This is a genomic window from Variovorax robiniae, assembly GCF_037889955.1.
GTDB classification, from domain to species: Bacteria; Pseudomonadota; Gammaproteobacteria; order Burkholderiales; family Burkholderiaceae_C; genus Variovorax; species Variovorax robiniae.
Window position 1 is genome coordinate 284670 of the sequence record NZ_JBBKZS010000006.1, and the last position, 15564, is coordinate 300233.

The following is a 15564-nucleotide window of genomic DNA, read 5'->3' on the forward strand; positions in this document are numbered from 1 at the left end:
ATCAAATCAACCCATCCAAATGAACTCGATCGTCATCATCGGCGGCGGCCACGCCGCTGCACAACTTTGCGCAGGACTCGTGGAAGCGGGGCAGGGCGCGCGCGTGCACCTGGTCTGCGAGGAAGCATGCGAGCCCTACCACCGCCCGCCCTTGTCCAAGACCTTCCTCAAGAGCGCAGAAGAAGCCACGCAGCCCCACAAGGCAGCCGACTGGTACCGCGATGCTGGTATCGCGCTGCACTTGGGCGATGCGGCGCAAGCGATCGATCGCGAGGCGAAGACCGTGACGCTGCGCTCCGGCGCGGTGCTGCCGTACGAACGCCTGGTGCTCGCCACCGGCACGAGGGCGCGGCAACTCGCGGGCCTGTCGACCACCGCGCTCGACAACGTCGTCTCGCTGCGCGCTGCCGACGAGGCACAACGCCTGCGCACCCGCCTGCTCGCGGCGCAGGACGTGACCGTGCTCGGCGGCGGATTCATCGGACTGGAAGTCGCTTCCACCGCAAAGGGCCTTGGCAAGACCGTGCGCGTGGTCGAGGTGGCGCCGCGCCTGCTCGGCCGTGCGGTGTCGCCGGAATTGTCGGCGCATGTACTCGCCACGCACCGCGCCGCGGGCATGGACATCGTGCTTGGTGCGAAAGTGGGCGCGATCGAGATCGACGGCAATCGCCTCGCGTCGATTGAAGTCGATGGCGTGAAACAGGAGGTCGACCTGCTGCTGCTCGGCATCGGCGCCGTGCCCGAGACCGCGCTCGCGCAAGCCGCCGGCATCGAATGCGCGGACGGCATCGTGGTCGACGCACACATGCAGACCAGCGATGCCAACGTGCTCGCCGTCGGCGACTGCACCCGCTTCCCCGATCGCCGCGCCGGCCGCGCGCTGCGGCTGGAGTCCGTGCAGAACGCCAACGACCAGGCCCGCACCGCGGTCGCCACGCTCACCGGCGCGCCGAAGCCGCATGACGCCTTGCCCTGGTTCTGGTCCGATCAACTGAACCTGCGCCTGCAGATGGCCGGCCTGATGCCCGCCGAGGGCACGCCAGGCCTGAGCACGGTGCGTCGCCCCGGACCCGGCGCGAACCCGAATGCCTTCTCGCTGTTTCACTACGTCGACGGCCAGCTCGTGTGCGTCGAATCGGTCAACGCGCCGGTCGATCACATGATGAGCCGCAAGCTGCTGGAGGCCGGCAAGAATCCGGATGCCGCAGTAGTGGCTGATGCGACCGTAGCGTTGAAGACGTTGCTGGCCTAGGGGCGCGCGAGCCTATTTCCCCACGGGCGCCAACAACACCACCAGCGCCCCGGCCCCACCTTCGGCCGGCTTGGCCTGCACGAAGGCCAGCACCTCGTTCTTCTGGATCAGCCAGCGTTGCGTCTTGGTCTTGAGCACCGGCTGCTTGCCCGGCGAGCCCAGCCCCTTGCCATGCACCACGCGCACGCAGCGCACACCGGCCTTGTGTGCGGCACGAACGAACGCGCCCAGGGCATCGCGCGCCTCGTCGCTGCGCAGGCCGTGCAAGTCCACTTCGCGCTGGATCGACCATTCGCCAGCGCGCAGCTTGCGCGTCACGTCGGTGCCGATGCCCGGGCGGCGGAAGCTCATCGCATCGTCCACGTCGAGCAGCGTCGTCACGTCGAAGTCGTCGCTGATCGACTCGCGCATCACGCGCTGTTCGTCAAGCTGGTGCTGGACGGGAATGGGTGCGGGCGGCTCGGGCGAAAGCGCCACGGCGGCCTTGCGGCGCAGCGGTTGCGTGGCGCCGATGGCCCGCGAGAACAGGTCGCTTTCGGCCAGTCGCTTTTTCTCGGCAGCCGCACGTGCCGCCGCCTCGGCCGCTTCGCGCTCGCGCTGCTCGGCCAGCGTGCGCTGGATCGTCTTCAGGTCGGAAAGCGTCTTGAGACTGCTGGAGGATTTGGAGGCCATTGCCTCCATCCTACGAGCTTCCCGCGATGCGCCTGTGAGCGTGCGAAAGGCGGAGTCGCGGCCCTACACCAGTCCGCGCTCGGCCATGGACAGCGACACACCCTTGCCGACGATCACATGGTCCAGCACCCGCACGTCGATCAGCGCCAGCGCGGCCTTGAGTGTCTGCGTCAGCAACTCGTCCGCGCGCGAGGGCTCCGCGCAGCCGCTCGGGTGGTTGTGCGCCAGCACCACGGCGGCGGCCTGCCGGTGCAGGGCACGCGTCACGACCTCCCGCGGATAGACGCTGGTCTGCGTCAGGGTGCCGCGGAACAGTTCCTCCATTGCGATCAGCCGATGCTGTGCATCCAGGAAGATCACCGCGAAGACCTCGTGCGCACGCGCCCCCAGGTGCAGTTGCAGGTAGTGCTTGACGGCTTCCGGCGAATCGAACACGGCGCGCGCCTTGAGTTGCTCAGCCAGGCCGCGGCGCGCGAGTTCCAGCACCGCGCTGAGCTCGGCCCGCTTTGCGCTGCCGCCGAGTCCCTTGATGCCCTTCAGGTCGTCCAGGCTGGCGTTGAGCAGCCCGGCGATGCCGTCGAAGCGGTCCAGCAGCTCCTGCGACAGCTGCAGCACGTTCTTGCCGGCGATGCCGGTGCGCAGCAGCAACGCGAGCAGTTCGGCATCGCCCAGTGCACCCGCGCCTCGCGCGATCAGCTTTTCTCGCGGGCGCATCTCGGCCGGCAGATCCTTGAAAGACATTTTTTCCAGGGGTCTTTGGACCCCACTCCCTGTAGTCGCTTGCCCCGGAAAACCCGGTCCTGCGGTGTTTCCCGCATTGAAATCCGCCTCTTTGTCGACCCTTGGCGCGACGGGGCGGTCAAAAAACTAAAATGCAGGGTTCAGTTTATCGGGACTCCCCACCTTGTCTGCGCCCACACTCGCCGTCGTCACCGCCGGCTCCTTCCTCACGCTGCACTACCGGCTGGCCGGCCCCGCGGGCGACATCATCAACACCTTCGCCGACAAGGCCGCAACGCTGTCGCTCGGCACCGGCGAACTGTCGCCTGCGATGGAACAGCGCCTGATCGGCCTGGAAGAGGGCACGCATGCCACCTTCGAACTCGCCGCCGGCGAGGCTTTCGGCGAGCGCAACCCCGAGATGCAGCAGTGGGTCGCCAAGAAGCTGCTTGCCCAGATGGGCGACCCTGATGAGCGTTACGCCGTCGGCGACGTGGTCCAGTTCCCGACGCCCGACGGCATGGGCAGCTATGCCGGCGCGGTCATCGATTCGAATGACACGGCCGTGCATTTCGACTTCAACCATCCCCTCGCAGGTCAGCCCGTGACCTTCGAGGTGCAGTTGATTGGCGTGCTGTGAGCGGAGCAAAACGGACGCTCGAAGAAGTCCTGCTCGCCGAGCCGCGTGGCTTCTGCGCGGGCGTCGACCGCGCCATCGAGATTGTCGAGCGCGCGCTCGCCAAGTTCGGCGCGCCGATCTACGTGCGCCACGAGATCGTGCACAACACCTTCGTGGTCAACACCCTCAAGGACAAGGGCGCGATCTTCATCGAGGACCTGGCCGAGGTGCCGCCGGGCGCCACGCTCGTCTTCAGCGCGCACGGCGTGAGCAAGGCGGTGCAGCAGGAGGCCCGCGAGCGCGGCTTCGACATCTTCGATGCCACTTGCCCGCTGGTCACCAAGGTGCACGTCGAGGTGGCCAAGCTCGCGAAGGAAGGCTACGAATTCATCATGATCGGCCACAAGGGGCATCCCGAGGTCGAGGGCACGATGGGGCAGTTGTCGAGCGGCATTCACCTGGTCGAAGACGTGGCCGACGTGGCCCGCGTGCAGCCGGGCCAGACCGACAAGCTCGCCGTGGTCACGCAGACCACACTGAGCGTGGACGATGCCGCCGAGATTGCCGCCGCCGTGCGCGCGCGTTTTCCTTCTGTGCGCGAACCCAAGCAGCAGGACATCTGCTATGCCACGCAGAACCGGCAGGACGCGGTCAAGGTCATGAGCCCGCAGGTCGACCTGGTGATCGTCGTCGGCAGCCCGACCAGCTCCAACAGCAACCGCCTGCGCGAACTGGCGCAGCGCCTGGGCACCGAGAGCTACATGGTCGACGACGCGACCGAGTTGAAGCCGGAATGGTTCGAAGGCAAGTCCCGCATCGGCCTGACCGCCGGCGCTTCGGCGCCCGAAGTGCTTGTCAGCGAGGTGATCGAACGGATCCGCGGCTTCGGCGCCGTGTCGGTGCGCAAGATGGGCGGCATCGAAGAGACCACCAAGTTTCCCCTGCCGAAGGGACTCAGGCTTGACCCGCCGCTCGCGGGCCACCTCGGTTGAGCGCGCCCGCCGACATTCGCTGGCGCGACGAAGTCGACGCTGCCGCCCAGCGGCTGTGCGACGACCGTGCCGCCCGATTCCTGCGCGAGACCCCGCTCTGGAAGCTGCAAGCGCCCACGCTCGGCTTGAAAGCCGCGGAGGGCATCGAACTCTGGCTCAAGCTGGAGCACTTGCAGGTCAGCGGCAGCTTCAAGGCGCGCGGCATGATGAATCGCCTGCTGGCCCACGACATTCCTGCCAGCGGCGTGGTGGTCGCCTCGGGCGGCAATGCCGGCATCGCGACCGCGGCGGCGGCTCGTGCGCTCGGCGTCCGATGCGAAGTCTTCCTGCCCGGCGTCTCGCCCGAGGCCAAGCGCGCCCGCCTGCGCGCCCTGGGCGCCGAAGTGGTGGTCGTGGGCGAGCAATACGCCGATGCGCTCGCCGCCTGCCTCGCGCGCCAGCGAGAGACCGGCGCCTTGCTCACACATGCCTATGACCAGTCTGAAGTCGTCGCGGGCGCCGGCACGCTGGGCCGCGAAATCGAGCAGCAGGGCGGCCTGCCCGATTCGGTGCTCGTCAGCGTGGGCGGCGGTGGCCTCATCGGCGGATTGGCCGCGTGGTTCGAACAACGCAGCCGCGTCGTCGCGCTGGAGCCCGAGCGCGCACCCACGCTGTTCCGTGCGCGCCAGGCCGGGGAACCGGTCGATGTGGAAGTCGGCGGCGTCGCGGCCGATTCGCTGGGCGCCAGGCGCATCGGCGCCATTGCGTGGGAGATCACGCAACGCCAGGTGCGCGATGCCTTGCTGCTGTCCGACGAAGCGATCCGCGCCGCGCAACTGTGGCTCTGGAAAGAATTGAAACTGGCCGTCGAGCCAGCCGCCGCATTGCCGCTGGCCGCGCTGCAGACCGGCGCCTACGTGCCGCGCGCCGGCGAGAAGGTGTGCCTGGTCATCTGCGGCGCCAACGTCGATCCGGCCAGCCTGGCTTGAGGATCAGGGCTTGAAGTCTGCGTGCTGGACATTGACCATCCACGGCACGCCGAACTTGTCCACCAGCATGCCGAAGCCCGCGGCCCAGAAGGTGGGTGCGTAGGGCATCGTGGCCTTGCCGCCGTCGGCCAGCGCATCGAACAGCTTGCGCCCTTCGTCCACGGTGTCGGCCTGCACGGACAGCGAGAAGCCCTTGTACCCGTCGAAGGGCATGCCAGGCGGCATGTCCGAGCCCATGATCTGCTGGCCGCGCGCCTCGAAGGTCGCATGCATGATCTTGCCCTTGTAGTCGTCCGGCGTCTGCGCACCCATCGGGCTGTCGCCGAAGGTCATGCTGAACAGCGTCTTTCCGCCCAGGCACTTGCCATAGAAATCGAAGGCCTCGGCGCAATTGCCGTTGAATGACAGATAGGCTTCCATGTGGTGTCCCCTTGTGAGTTGGTTGGGCGCTGATGGTAAGTCCGCGGGCCACATCGGCGTGTACGCGCGATCTGACGTACGCGAGTGCGGGGCCTGACAGCAATGCTCCCTAAAATCCAGCCATGCTCGATATCACACTGTTACGCAAGGACCTGGCCTCGGCTGTCGCCCGCCTTGAAACCCGCAAGAAGAACCAGACCTTCCTCAACGTCGAGGCGTTCACCGCGCTCGAGAGCGAGCGCAAGGTCCTGCAGACCCGCACCGAGGAAATCCAGGCTCGCCGCAACACGCTGAACAAGCAGATCGGGCCGCTCAAGGCCAAGGGCGAATCGGTCGATGCGCTGATGGCCGAGGTCAACGCGCTCAAGGCCGAGCAGGAGTCCGGATCGAAGCGCCTCGACGCGCTCCAGCCCGAACTGCAGGCCTTGCTGATGGCCGTGCCCAACCTGCCGCATGCCAGCGTGCCGGTTGGCGAGGACGAGCATGCCAACGTCGAGATGCGCCGCTGGGCGCCCAAGGGCGGCACCGGCGCCTCGGCGACGCCGCTCGGGTTCACACCCAAGGACCACGTCGACCTCGGCGAGCCGCTTGGCCTGGACTTCGAGATGGGCGTCAAGCTCTCGGGTTCCCGCTTTACTGCGATGAAGGGCCCGATCGCCCGCCTGCATCGCGCGCTGGCCCAGTTCATGCTCGACCTGCAGACGCAGCAGCACGGCTACACCGAGTGCTACGTGCCTTACATCGTCAATGCGGACACCTTGCGCGGCACCGGCAATCTGCCGAAGTTCGAGGGCGACCTCTTTGCGGCAAAGAAAGGCGGCCAGGACGGCGAGCCGGCCCCGGATCATTCGGCGCTCTACCTGATCCCGACGGCCGAAGTGCCGCTGACCAACTTCGTGCGCGACGAGGTGGTGGCCGAGTCCGCGTTGCCGATGAAACTCGCCGCCCACACGCCATGCTTCCGCTCCGAGGCCGGCAGCGCCGGGCGCGACACGCGCGGCATGATCCGCCAGCACCAGTTCGACAAGGTCGAGATGGTGCAGATCGTGCACCCGGATAAGAGCCATGAGGCGCTGGAGGAAATGGCGACCCACGCCGAGGCGGTGCTGCAGGCACTGGAACTGCCTTACCGCGTGGTGCTCTTGTGCACCGGCGACATGGGCTTCGCCTCGGCCAAGACCTACGACCTCGAAGTGTGGCTGCCCGCGCAGGACACCTACCGCGAGATCAGCTCAGTCTCCAACTGCGAAGCCTTCCAGGCGCGGCGCCTGCAGGCGCGCTTCAAGAACGCGCAGGGCAAGAACGAACTGGTGCACACGCTCAATGGCTCCGGCTTGGCCGTCGGTCGCACGCTGGTGGCGGTGCTGGAGAACCACCAGAACGAAGACGGCTCGGTGAATGTGCCGGCTGCGTTGCAGCCGTACCTCTGTGGCCTGGCGGTTTTGCGCGCTTGAGCTACAAACGCGGCAAAAGTGCCTGCTATAATTGGAGGCTCGACAGACACCGGAGAGGTGGCAGAGTGGTCGAATGTACCTGACTCGAAATCAGGCGTACGTGCGAACGTACCGAGGGTTCGAATCCCTCCCTCTCCTCCAGAAATGCGATGCCACCGTCGCAATTCCCTGAAAGCCCGCAAGCGCAAGCTCCGCGGGCTTTTTTGTGTCAGTTTTTTTCGACTGCACGTCGCGGCTTGAAGTGAATCGTCCAAGGTGAATTCTTTTGCCTGACAGGGCCTTGGCCAATTCGCACACAGCGAGTCGATCTTGTCGTTTGCCTTTGTTGCCGACGAATTCGCAGCGTTAAACTTGATCAAACGCTCCGCGATTTGCACAGGAGAACCATGGATCCAATGGGTCGTTGTGCCGTTACCAAGGGCCCCCTCATCGGGGCTTTTTTGTGGCTGTCGAATTGAACAGGGTTTCGTCATGAGAGGAGGATCTACCTTCGCCGGACTCGGCAATTCCTCGTTTGCGAGCCTGACGCCGGCACCCGCCACGGCGGACGAGGCCGAGCCGTGGGTTCGTGGCGAACTGATCCGCAGCCTGATGCGCTCCGCGCGCGGGTCGCACCTGTTCGGCGCGGCGTTGATGCCGGCAATGGTCAGCCTCTGTTGGGGCTATGTGCCGACCTGGCAACTCATCGCCTGGCTGGCAATCGGCATCGCCGCGACAGGCTGCCGGGTCTGGGGCGAGCGGCTCTATGCGCTGCGCTTTGCCGAGACCGATGCCGCATCGCAGGAGCGCTTCGTTCATCGCTACCGGTACCTGTGGAGCGCCAGTGCGTTCGCCTGGGGGCTATCTGTACTGATATTTTTCGAGCGTGTTCCGGTGGTCAGTCAATTCATGTGCTGGCTCATGGTCGCAGGTGTCGCGACCTTTCCCTTGAACGGCCTCGCATTGCATCCGCCGCTGCTGCAGCGTTATGTGAACACGCTGTTCATCACGATGATGATTGCGCTGGTGTTCCGCGTGGTGCAGTTGCGCTTTGTCGAGCTGCATTTCAGCTACGGCTTCCTGCTGTTGCCGATTCTTCACTGGTGGCTGCTGCTGCGCGCCGGCCGCCGCATTCATGAGACTTCGCGCAACAGCTTCGAGCTGCTGTTTCACAACCACATCCTCATCAACTCGCTGACGCAGCAGCGCCAGGCCGCGGTATCGGCCGTGGCGATGAAGAACCGCTTCCTGGCCAGCGCCGCGCACGACATGCGCCAGCCGGTGCTGGCCCTGTCGCTGTATGCGGACTGGTTGCGCAACGAACCCGACCTGGTCGAGGAGATCGCGCCGAAGATCGTGCGCGCGACGCATGCGGTCAATGCCTTGTTCGACTCGCTGTTCGACCTGGCCCGCATCGATTCCGGCCAGGTGCGCCTGCACATCGAGCGCGTGGACATCACGCAGTTGCTGCACGACCTCGAACTGCAGTACCGGCCGGTGGCCGAATCCAAGGGCCTGCGATTCCGGGTGCATTCCACGGGCGGCGCCGTGCTGACCGACCCGATCCGCGTCCGGCGCATGATTGGCAACCTGCTGGCCAACGCCATCAAGTACACGGCCGAGGGCGGCGTGCTGCTGGCTTCACGCGCCACACCCGAAGGGGTGCGCATCGAGGTGTGGGACACCGGGATCGGCATTGCGCGCGAGCACCTGCGCGACGTGTTCCTGGAGTTCTACAAGGTGGCCGATCATGCGGGCACATCCGATGGCTTCGGCCTGGGGCTGGCCATCGTTGCGCGGCTGTCGCATGCGCTGGGGCATCCGATCAGCGTGCGGTCCAGGCTGGGACGCGGCAGCGTGTTCCGCGTGGCACTTCACGACGCGGATGAGTCGCAGGCGCAGACGAGGATCTCAGGCTCTGTGGGCTAAGAGACGCGCTGGTAGATCGACCGGCACCGGCGCATGGCGCAACCGAGTGATGGGCTGCGCAGAAGACTGCGTTGCGTGCTACAGACCGGGATTTTGGGATTTGCCGTGCCGCAGAACGCGGGCAGGCGGCGGAAGGAAATGGCCGCCACGCGAAGTGCGCAGCGACCGGGGCTTGGGGTTGTTAGATTGCGCCCGAGGAAAGGAGGCCGTGGCTGCGTGCGTGGTGCAGCGCCTGCGTGCGGCTCTTCACGCCAAGGCGGCGGAACAGGCGCCACAGGTGGACCTTGACCGTGTGTTCGCTGATGTCGAGTTCGGTGGCGATCTCGCGGTTGCTCATGCCCTTGTCGAGCATGGCGATCAACTGCGTCTGGCGCTTGGACAGCTTGCCGGTGCTGGCGCTGGCGGCGGCGCTCTCTTCGGATTCCGTGTCGGCCATCAGCAGGCCGCGCAGGGCGGCGGCCAGTTCGCTGGAGCCGGCGGACTTCTCGATGTAGATGTCGGCGCCGGCCTCGATGCAGGCCTCTTCCATGTCGGCCGCGGGCGAGGCGGAGTACACGGCGATCGGCACATCGGGGTACAGCTGCTTGACCGACACCACGCCCGACACGCCGGTGATGTCCGGCAGTTTCAGGTCGAGGCAGAAGAGATCGGGTTTGCCATGCGTTTTCACAGCCCCCGCAAGTTTGTCGAGTCTGTCGAGCTCAACAATGTTTTCGGCCGGACGCAGGCGCCTCAGCACCATGACGATTGCGTCACGCATCAGGGGGTGGTCGTCGATTACATAAATGCTCATGATGCGTCCAAGTGTACGTGTGCATTGGTTTGCGCACTACCTCAATTACGGCGTTTAAGTGCGCGTAAAAACTAGCTATTTCTTCTTATCTTCGCTTGCGGCGGAGAGCGCATCGAGCGCGTCGACGACTGCATCGGCGGATTCCGGAGTCAGGGATGGAAGGCGATCCGCCAAGGTGGAAAGCGCCGCGGCGCGTTGCTGCTGCAGCAGGCCGATGGCGCGCCCGGCCTCTTGCGGCGTGGCGAATGCAAGGCTCTGCAGCAGCAACTCCCCACGCGCGTCCAGCAGCTTGAAATAGAACTGGCCGTCACTTTCACGGTATTGCTTGAAGCTTGGCAAGGCGGCGGACTTCGCCGACTTGGCCTTGCCCGCGGCCTGTTGCCCGGCGCCCAAGTTGCGCAGGCCCACGGCATGGCGCAGCCGGCCCATGAAAGGTTGCGAGAGCGCGCGTGCCTTGGCCGCGCCGGCGAGCAGCGTGGCCTCGATGCGGGCGGGGTCCTTGATCAAGGCTTCGTAGTGCTCGCGCAGTGGCGTGATCTCGCGATCGATGCGCTCGAACAACAGTTGCTTGGCATCGCCCCAGCCGATGCCTTCCGCGTAGGCCTTGCGCAGCGCTTCGGTCTCCTGCTCGTCGGCAAAGGCCTGGTAGATCTGGAACAGCGCGGAGCCTTCGGTGTCCTTGGGCTCGCCGGGGGCGCGCGAGTCGGTGACGATGCTGGCGATCTGCTTCTGCAATTGCGCGCGCGGCGCGAACAGCGGGATCGTGTTGCCGTAGCTCTTGCTCATCTTGCGGCCGTCGAGGCCGGGCAGCGTGGCGACGGCATCGTCGATGAGCGCCTCGGGCAGCGTGAAGTGCTCGCCGTAGAGGTGGTTGAAATGCTGGCCCATGTCGCGCGCCATCTCGATGTGCTGGATCTGGTCGCGGCCCACGGGCACCTGGTGCGCGTTGAACATCAGGATGTCGGCGCCCATCAGCACCGGGTACATGAACAGGCCGGCGCTCACGTCGGCATCGGGGTCGTCGCCCTTGGCCGTGTTCTTGTCGACCGAAGCCTTGTAGGCATGCGCGCGGTTGAGCAGGCCCTTGCCGGTGACGCAGGTCAGGAACCAGGTCAGCTCGGGGATCTCGGGGATGTCGGACTGGCGGTAGAAGGTGACGCGCTCGGGGTCGAGGCCGCAGGCCAGCCAGCTGGCGGCGATCTCCAGCGTGGAGCGCTGGATCAGGGCCGGGTCATTGACCTTGATGAGGGCGTGGTAGTCGGCCAGGAAGAAGAAGGTCTCGACGCCGGGCGCGACGCTCTGGCGCACCGAATGGCGGATCGAGCCGACGTAGTTGCCGAGGTGCGGCGTGCCGGAGGTGGTGATGCCGGTGAGGACGCGCAGGGGGGAGGGAATCGTCGCCATGGAAAACTAGCTGAGCAATGAGACCAGGGGGCTGAGCACGGTGCGGATGAAGGAGTAGCCGACATCGATGAGCGGGCTCAGCCAGTACTTGCTGACGATGCCCGCGAGCACCAGGCCCATCACGATGAAGAAGCCGAAGGGTTCGATGCGCGCGAGCAGTTGCTGTGCGCCGCCGCGGGGAAGCAATCCGGCCAGCACGCGGCCGCCATCCAGCGGCGGCAGCGGGAACAGGTTGAAGGCCCACATCACCAGGTTCACCAGGATGCCGGCCTGCGCCATGCGGACGAAGAACTCTTCCTGGACGCCACTGGCGGCCAGCCCGACCAGCAGGATGCCCCACAGCAGCGCCTGCACGAAGTTCGATGCCGGACCGGCGAGCGCGACCCAGACCATGTCCCGCTTGGGATGCCGCAGCGCGCCGAAGTTGACCGGCACCGGCTTCGCATACCCGAACAGGAAGGTGCCGGAGGTCGCGAAGTACAGCATCAGCGGCATCAGGATGGTGCCGATCGGGTCGATGTGCTTGAGCGGATTCAGCGTGATGCGGCCCATCGCCCACGCCGTGTTGTCGCCGAAATGGCGCGCTGCATAGCCATGCGCGGCCTCGTGAACCGTGATCGCGAACAACACCGGGAGGGCGTAGATCAGGACGGTTTGAATCAGGTTAGGTATATCCACCCGGGGGATTGTCTCAGAGGCCCAGCGGTCCCAAGGGTCCGCGACCGCGCCGCACCAGCACCGGCTCCTCGCCCGCGCCCATCGGCGTGAGATCGACCACGGTGGTGGGCTCGGAAGGGCAGGCGCCGGCGTCGATGACGGCGCCGATCTGCTTTTCGAAACGATCGCGGATTTCCTGCGCGTCGTTCATGGGCTCGGTCTCGCCCGGCGGGATCAGCGTGGTGGCCAGCAGCGGTTCGCCATGCAGGGCCAGCAGTTCGCACAGCACGGTGCAGTCCGGCACGCGCAGGCCGATGGTCTTGCGCTGCGGATGGCTCACGCGGCGCGGCACTTCCTTGGTGGCTTCGAGCAAGAAGGTGTAGGCGCCGGGTGTCGCCGCCTTGAGCAGGCGGTATTGCTTGTTGTCGACGCGGGCGTAGTTGGCCAGTTCGCTGAGGTCGCGGCACAGCAGCGTGAGATGGTGCTTCTCGTCGACCTGGCGGATGCGGCGCAGCTTGTCGACCGCGTCCTTGTCGTCGAGGTGGCAGACGAGAGCGTAGCTGGAGTCGGTTGGCACCGCGACGATCTCGCCGCGTGCGAGCAGCGCAGCGGCTTGCTTCAGCAGGCGCGGCTGCGGGTTCTCGGGGTGGACTTCGAAGTACTGGGCCATAAAAGATTCTTGCTCACGCGAGGGGCGGCATCATGCCTCCGCCGGCTCGATCGGAATGCGCCGTTCGCGCACGGTGAGCCATGCGCCGGCGGCGCCGCAGGCCGCGATCATGCCCATGCCGATGAGCGAGATGTGATCGGGGATGTGCGAGAACATGACCCAGCCGCCGAGCATGGCAAAGGCGATCTGCGCGTAGAGGTAGGGGGTGAGCGTTGAGGCCGGTGCGCGCTGGTAGGCCAGGATCAGCAGGAAGTGGCCGATGGTGCCGCCGAGGCCCATCATCAGCAGCAGCGCCCACCATTGCCAGGAGGGCAGCGCGGTCCAGACGAAGGGCAGTGCGAACGAGGCGATCAGCGTGCCGACCCAGCCGGTGTAGAAGTGCATGGTCAACGGGTTCTCGGTGCGCGCGAGCTTGCTGGTCAGCACCTGGAAGCAGGCGTTGGTCATGACCAGGCCGATCGGCAGCAGGATGGCCCAGCTGAAGGTGCCGCCGCCCGGACGCAGGATGACCAGCGTGCCGGCAAACCCGCCCGCGACCAGCGCCCAGCGCAGCGGCGACACATGTTCCTTGAGCGTGGTGGCGGCCAGCAGCGTGACGGCCAGCGGCGCGATCAGCACGATGGCGGTGAATTCCGCCAGCGGCATGTAGCGCAGGCTCAGGAAGGCGAGCACGCTGGTGACCAGCAGCAATGCGCCGCGCAGCACCTGGTAGCCGGGCTGGGCCGTGCGCAGCAGCCTGGTGCCGTGCAGGGGCAAGAGCACGGCGGTGGTGGCGACGGCCTGGAAGGCGTAGCGGACCCACACGCCCATCAGGATCGGCACGGCAGTGACGGAAATCTTGGTCGCGGTGTCGAGCGTGGCAAAGCAGGCGATGGCCAGCAGCACCAGGCCGATCGCGCCGAGGATGCGCTCCGATTCGATGTCGCGCTGGGGGCGTGCGGTGGGGGTTGGCAGGGTGGCGACTTCGTCTGCCGCGTCGCCGATGTCCAGCGGACCCGTGCCTTCGAGGGGCAGCGATGTGGCGGTTGCCGTGCGCTCGCGGGCGCTCACTGGATGCGGTCTTCCAGCAGTTCCCAGACCGGCGTGAGCTTGCCGGGCAGCAGGGGGAGCTTGCCGAGGTCGATGTGACTTTCGTCGGGGCTGTGGAAGTCGCTGCCGCGCGAGGCGGCGAAGCCGAATTCGAGGGCCTTGTCGGCGTACTCGACGTACTCGGCCGCCGAATGGCTGCCGGTGACGACCTCGATCGCCTGGCCGCCATGCGCCTTGAATTCGAGGAACAGCGCGTACTCCTCGTTGGCGGTGAATTTGTAGCGGCCCGGATGCGCGATCACGGCGATACCCTTGGCGGCGGTGATCCAGTGCACAGCGTCCTTCAGCGAGGCCCAGCGGTGCGGCACGTAGCCGGGCTTGCCCTCGGTGAGGAACTTGCGGAAGACCTCGTGCGTGTCCTTGCAATGGCCGTTCTCGACCAGGAAGCGTGCGAAGTGGGTGCGCGAGATCAGTTCAGGGTTGCCGACGAACTTGAGCGCGCCTTCATAAGCGCCATGGATGCCGACCTTGGCCAGGCCTTCTGACATTTCCTGCGCCCGCACGCCACGACCGCCGCGGGTGGCGACCAGGCCCTTCTTCATGCCTTCGTCGTCCGGGTCGAAGCCGAGGCCGACGATGTGCACGGTCTCGTTGGCGAAGGTGACGGAGATCTCGGTGCCGGTGAGGTATTTCATGCCGTTGGCATGGGCGGCGGCGGCCGCTCGATGCTGGCCGCCGATCTCGTCATGGTCCGTCAGGGCCCAGAGTTCGACACCGTTGGCCGCGGCGCGCTCGGCAAGCGCTTCAGGGGTCAGGGTGCCGTCGGATACCACGGAGTGGCAGTGAAGATCGGCGTTGAGGATGGAGGGCACGCATCGATTCTATTTCGGATCGAATGAGCGTGCAGGGCGCATGGCCGCTATACCGTATGCTATGAAAAAGATAGCATCGAAGCGCCGTGCACTGGTGTTTTCAGCGCTTCTTGCGCACCGCGAGCCAAGCCGCGAGGCCGGTGAAAGTGGCGATGATGGCCACCACGATCCAGAAGCCGTGCTTGTGTTCGGCCAGCGGGATGCCGCCCACGTTCATGCCGAACAGGCCGGCCATGATGTTGATCGGCAGGGCCAGCACCGTGACCACGGTCAGCACGAACAGGCTGCGATTGTTGTCCTCGTTGACGTTGGCGGCGATCTCTTCCTGCAGCAGCTTGATGCGCTCCTGCAAGGCCTGCATGTCGTGCAGCACGAGCGAGAACTCCTCGGTCGCGCTGCGCAGTTCGTCGGTGTCGGCCGGCGCCATCCAGCGGGGCGGGCGCTGCAGCAGGCGGAACAGGGCGGCCGGCTCGGGCGCGAGCAGCCGTTGCAGGCGCACCAGCAGGCGGCGTTGCGCGCCGAGGCGTACGCGTTTGTGGTCGAGGCGGCCGGCGAGCTGCTTGTCCTCGATCTCGTCGATGCGGGTGGTGACGTCGCGCACGATGTTCGTGAGCACCTCGGCCTGGGTGCGCAGCAGGTGCTCCAGCAGTTCGGTGCTGGAGCGCGGCGCGTCGCCGGCCTTCACTGCGGTGCGCAGCGTGTCGACCGAGCGCAGGGGCTTGGTGCGCGCGGTGACCACGAGGCGCGGGCCGACGCTGATCCACAAGGTCGAGATGTCGGAGGGTTCGAAGCCGAACTCGAAATGCACGTCGTTGATGACCGCGACCAGCGTGTCGTCGGCACGCTCGATGCGCGTCGAATGCAGGCCGTCGCGCAGCGTTTCGTAGAAGGTGTCGGGCAGGGCGGCGTGGCGGAGGAGCCAGCGTTCGGCCTGGGCGTGGCTCAGGTTGAAGTGCAGCCAGAGGTAGGCGCCGGCGGGGGCTTGCGCTGTCGAATCCAGCCACTGCGCGGCTTGCGCCGAATCGACTTCGCGCGGCGGCTCGCCCGAGCCTGCGTCGAAAAGATAGCCGCAGATCAGGCCGGCTTCGTCGCCGCCGTAGTTGGCGGCGGCGAGTTCATGGAACAAGGGCAAGG

16 protein-coding genes and 1 tRNA gene are annotated in these 15564 nt (G+C 66.3%); 7 read left to right on the plus strand and 10 right to left on the minus strand.

Annotated elements, in window-relative coordinates; all coding sequences use genetic code 11:
* The first annotated feature begins 19 nt into the window (after positions 1–19).
* Complete coding sequence (locus WKW79_RS16575) at positions 20–1252, plus strand: NAD(P)/FAD-dependent oxidoreductase (RefSeq protein WP_340336268.1); 1233 nt, start codon at positions 20–22, stop codon at positions 1250–1252.
* 12 nt (positions 1253–1264) lie between these two features.
* Here the strand turns inward: WKW79_RS16575 and WKW79_RS16580 are convergent, their stop codons facing one another.
* Together WKW79_RS16580 and radC are read right to left on the minus strand one after the other, a co-directional pair.
* Complete coding sequence (locus tag WKW79_RS16580) at positions 1265–1924, minus strand: Smr/MutS family protein (protein WP_340336269.1); 660 nt, start codon at positions 1922–1924, stop codon at positions 1265–1267.
* Between the two features lie 63 nt (positions 1925–1987).
* The gene (radC, locus tag WKW79_RS16585) at positions 1988–2665 is read right to left on the minus strand and encodes a RadC family protein (protein ID WP_340336270.1); all 678 of its coding nucleotides are present in this window, start codon (positions 2663–2665) and stop codon (positions 1988–1990) included.
* A gap of 163 nt (positions 2666–2828) precedes the next feature.
* Here radC and WKW79_RS16590 point away from each other — a divergent pair, with 163 nt between their 5' ends.
* The 3 genes from WKW79_RS16590 to WKW79_RS16600 are packed head-to-tail and all read left to right on the plus strand — an operon-like array spanning position 2829 to position 5223.
* Positions 2829–3284 carry an FKBP-type peptidyl-prolyl cis-trans isomerase gene (locus WKW79_RS16590; RefSeq protein WP_340336271.1) on the plus strand — a complete coding sequence of 152 codons (456 nt, stop codon included), beginning with the start codon at positions 2829–2831 and terminating at the stop codon, positions 3282–3284.
* Positions 3281–4255 (plus strand): 4-hydroxy-3-methylbut-2-enyl diphosphate reductase, encoded by a 975-nt coding sequence (gene ispH / locus WKW79_RS16595; RefSeq protein WP_340336272.1) that lies wholly within the window; start codon positions 3281–3283, stop codon positions 4253–4255. Before WKW79_RS16590 ends, ispH begins: the two co-directional genes overlap by 4 nt.
* Positions 4256–4308: 53 nt before the next feature.
* Positions 4309–5223 carry a threonine/serine dehydratase gene (locus tag WKW79_RS16600; protein ID WP_340336422.1) on the plus strand — a complete coding sequence of 305 codons (915 nt, stop codon included), beginning with the start codon at positions 4309–4311 and terminating at the stop codon, positions 5221–5223.
* A 3-nt stretch (positions 5224–5226) separates the two neighbouring features.
* Here the strand turns inward: WKW79_RS16600 and WKW79_RS16605 are convergent, their stop codons facing one another.
* Positions 5227–5643: a VOC family protein gene (locus tag WKW79_RS16605; RefSeq protein WP_340336273.1), complete on the minus strand. Its 417-nt coding sequence runs from the start codon at positions 5641–5643 to the stop codon at positions 5227–5229.
* Positions 5644–5765: 122 nt separating this feature from the next.
* On the opposite strand from WKW79_RS16605, the gene serS reads away from it, so the two are divergent.
* The 3 genes from serS (at position 5766) to shkS (ending at position 9005) form a co-directional block, all read left to right on the plus strand.
* Positions 5766–7097 (plus strand): serine--tRNA ligase, encoded by a 1332-nt coding sequence (gene serS, locus WKW79_RS16610; protein WP_340336274.1) that lies wholly within the window; start codon positions 5766–5768, stop codon positions 7095–7097.
* 51 nt (positions 7098–7148) lie between these two features.
* A tRNA-Ser gene (locus tag WKW79_RS16615) sits at positions 7149–7238 on the plus strand.
* Positions 7239–7568: 330 nt separating this feature from the next.
* On the plus strand, positions 7569–9005 hold the full coding sequence (shkS, locus tag WKW79_RS16620; RefSeq protein ID WP_340336275.1) for a surface-behavior sensor histidine kinase ShkS: 1437 nt from the start codon (positions 7569–7571) through the stop codon (positions 9003–9005).
* 181 nt (positions 9006–9186) lie between these two features.
* Here the strand turns inward: shkS and WKW79_RS16625 are convergent, their stop codons facing one another.
* From WKW79_RS16625 to WKW79_RS16655, 7 genes are all read right to left on the minus strand, one after another.
* On the minus strand, positions 9187–9798 hold the full coding sequence (locus WKW79_RS16625; RefSeq protein WP_340336276.1) for a response regulator transcription factor: 612 nt from the start codon (positions 9796–9798) through the stop codon (positions 9187–9189).
* A 75-nt stretch (positions 9799–9873) separates the two neighbouring features.
* A complete protein-coding gene (locus WKW79_RS16630; RefSeq protein WP_340336277.1) occupies positions 9874–11202 on the minus strand; it encodes a tryptophan--tRNA ligase in 1329 nt (442 codons plus the stop codon).
* Positions 11203–11208: 6 nt separating this feature from the next.
* Positions 11209–11880, minus strand: a complete 672-nt coding sequence (locus tag WKW79_RS16635; protein WP_340336278.1) for a site-2 protease family protein — start codon at positions 11878–11880, stop codon at positions 11209–11211.
* Between the two features lie 13 nt (positions 11881–11893).
* A complete protein-coding gene (locus tag WKW79_RS16640; RefSeq protein WP_340336279.1) occupies positions 11894–12529 on the minus strand; it encodes an L-threonylcarbamoyladenylate synthase in 636 nt (211 codons plus the stop codon).
* A gap of 30 nt (positions 12530–12559) precedes the next feature.
* A complete protein-coding gene (locus WKW79_RS16645; RefSeq protein WP_340336423.1) occupies positions 12560–13483 on the minus strand; it encodes a DMT family transporter in 924 nt (307 codons plus the stop codon).
* A gap of 92 nt (positions 13484–13575) precedes the next feature.
* Positions 13576–14430, minus strand: coding sequence for a 3',5'-nucleoside bisphosphate phosphatase (locus WKW79_RS16650; RefSeq protein WP_340336280.1), 855 nt, complete (start codon positions 14428–14430; stop codon positions 13576–13578).
* 100 nt (positions 14431–14530) lie between these two features.
* On the minus strand, positions 14531–15562 hold the full coding sequence (locus WKW79_RS16655) for a transporter (protein ID WP_340336281.1): 1032 nt from the start codon (positions 15560–15562) through the stop codon (positions 14531–14533).
* Between the last annotated feature and the right edge of the window lie 2 nt (positions 15563–15564).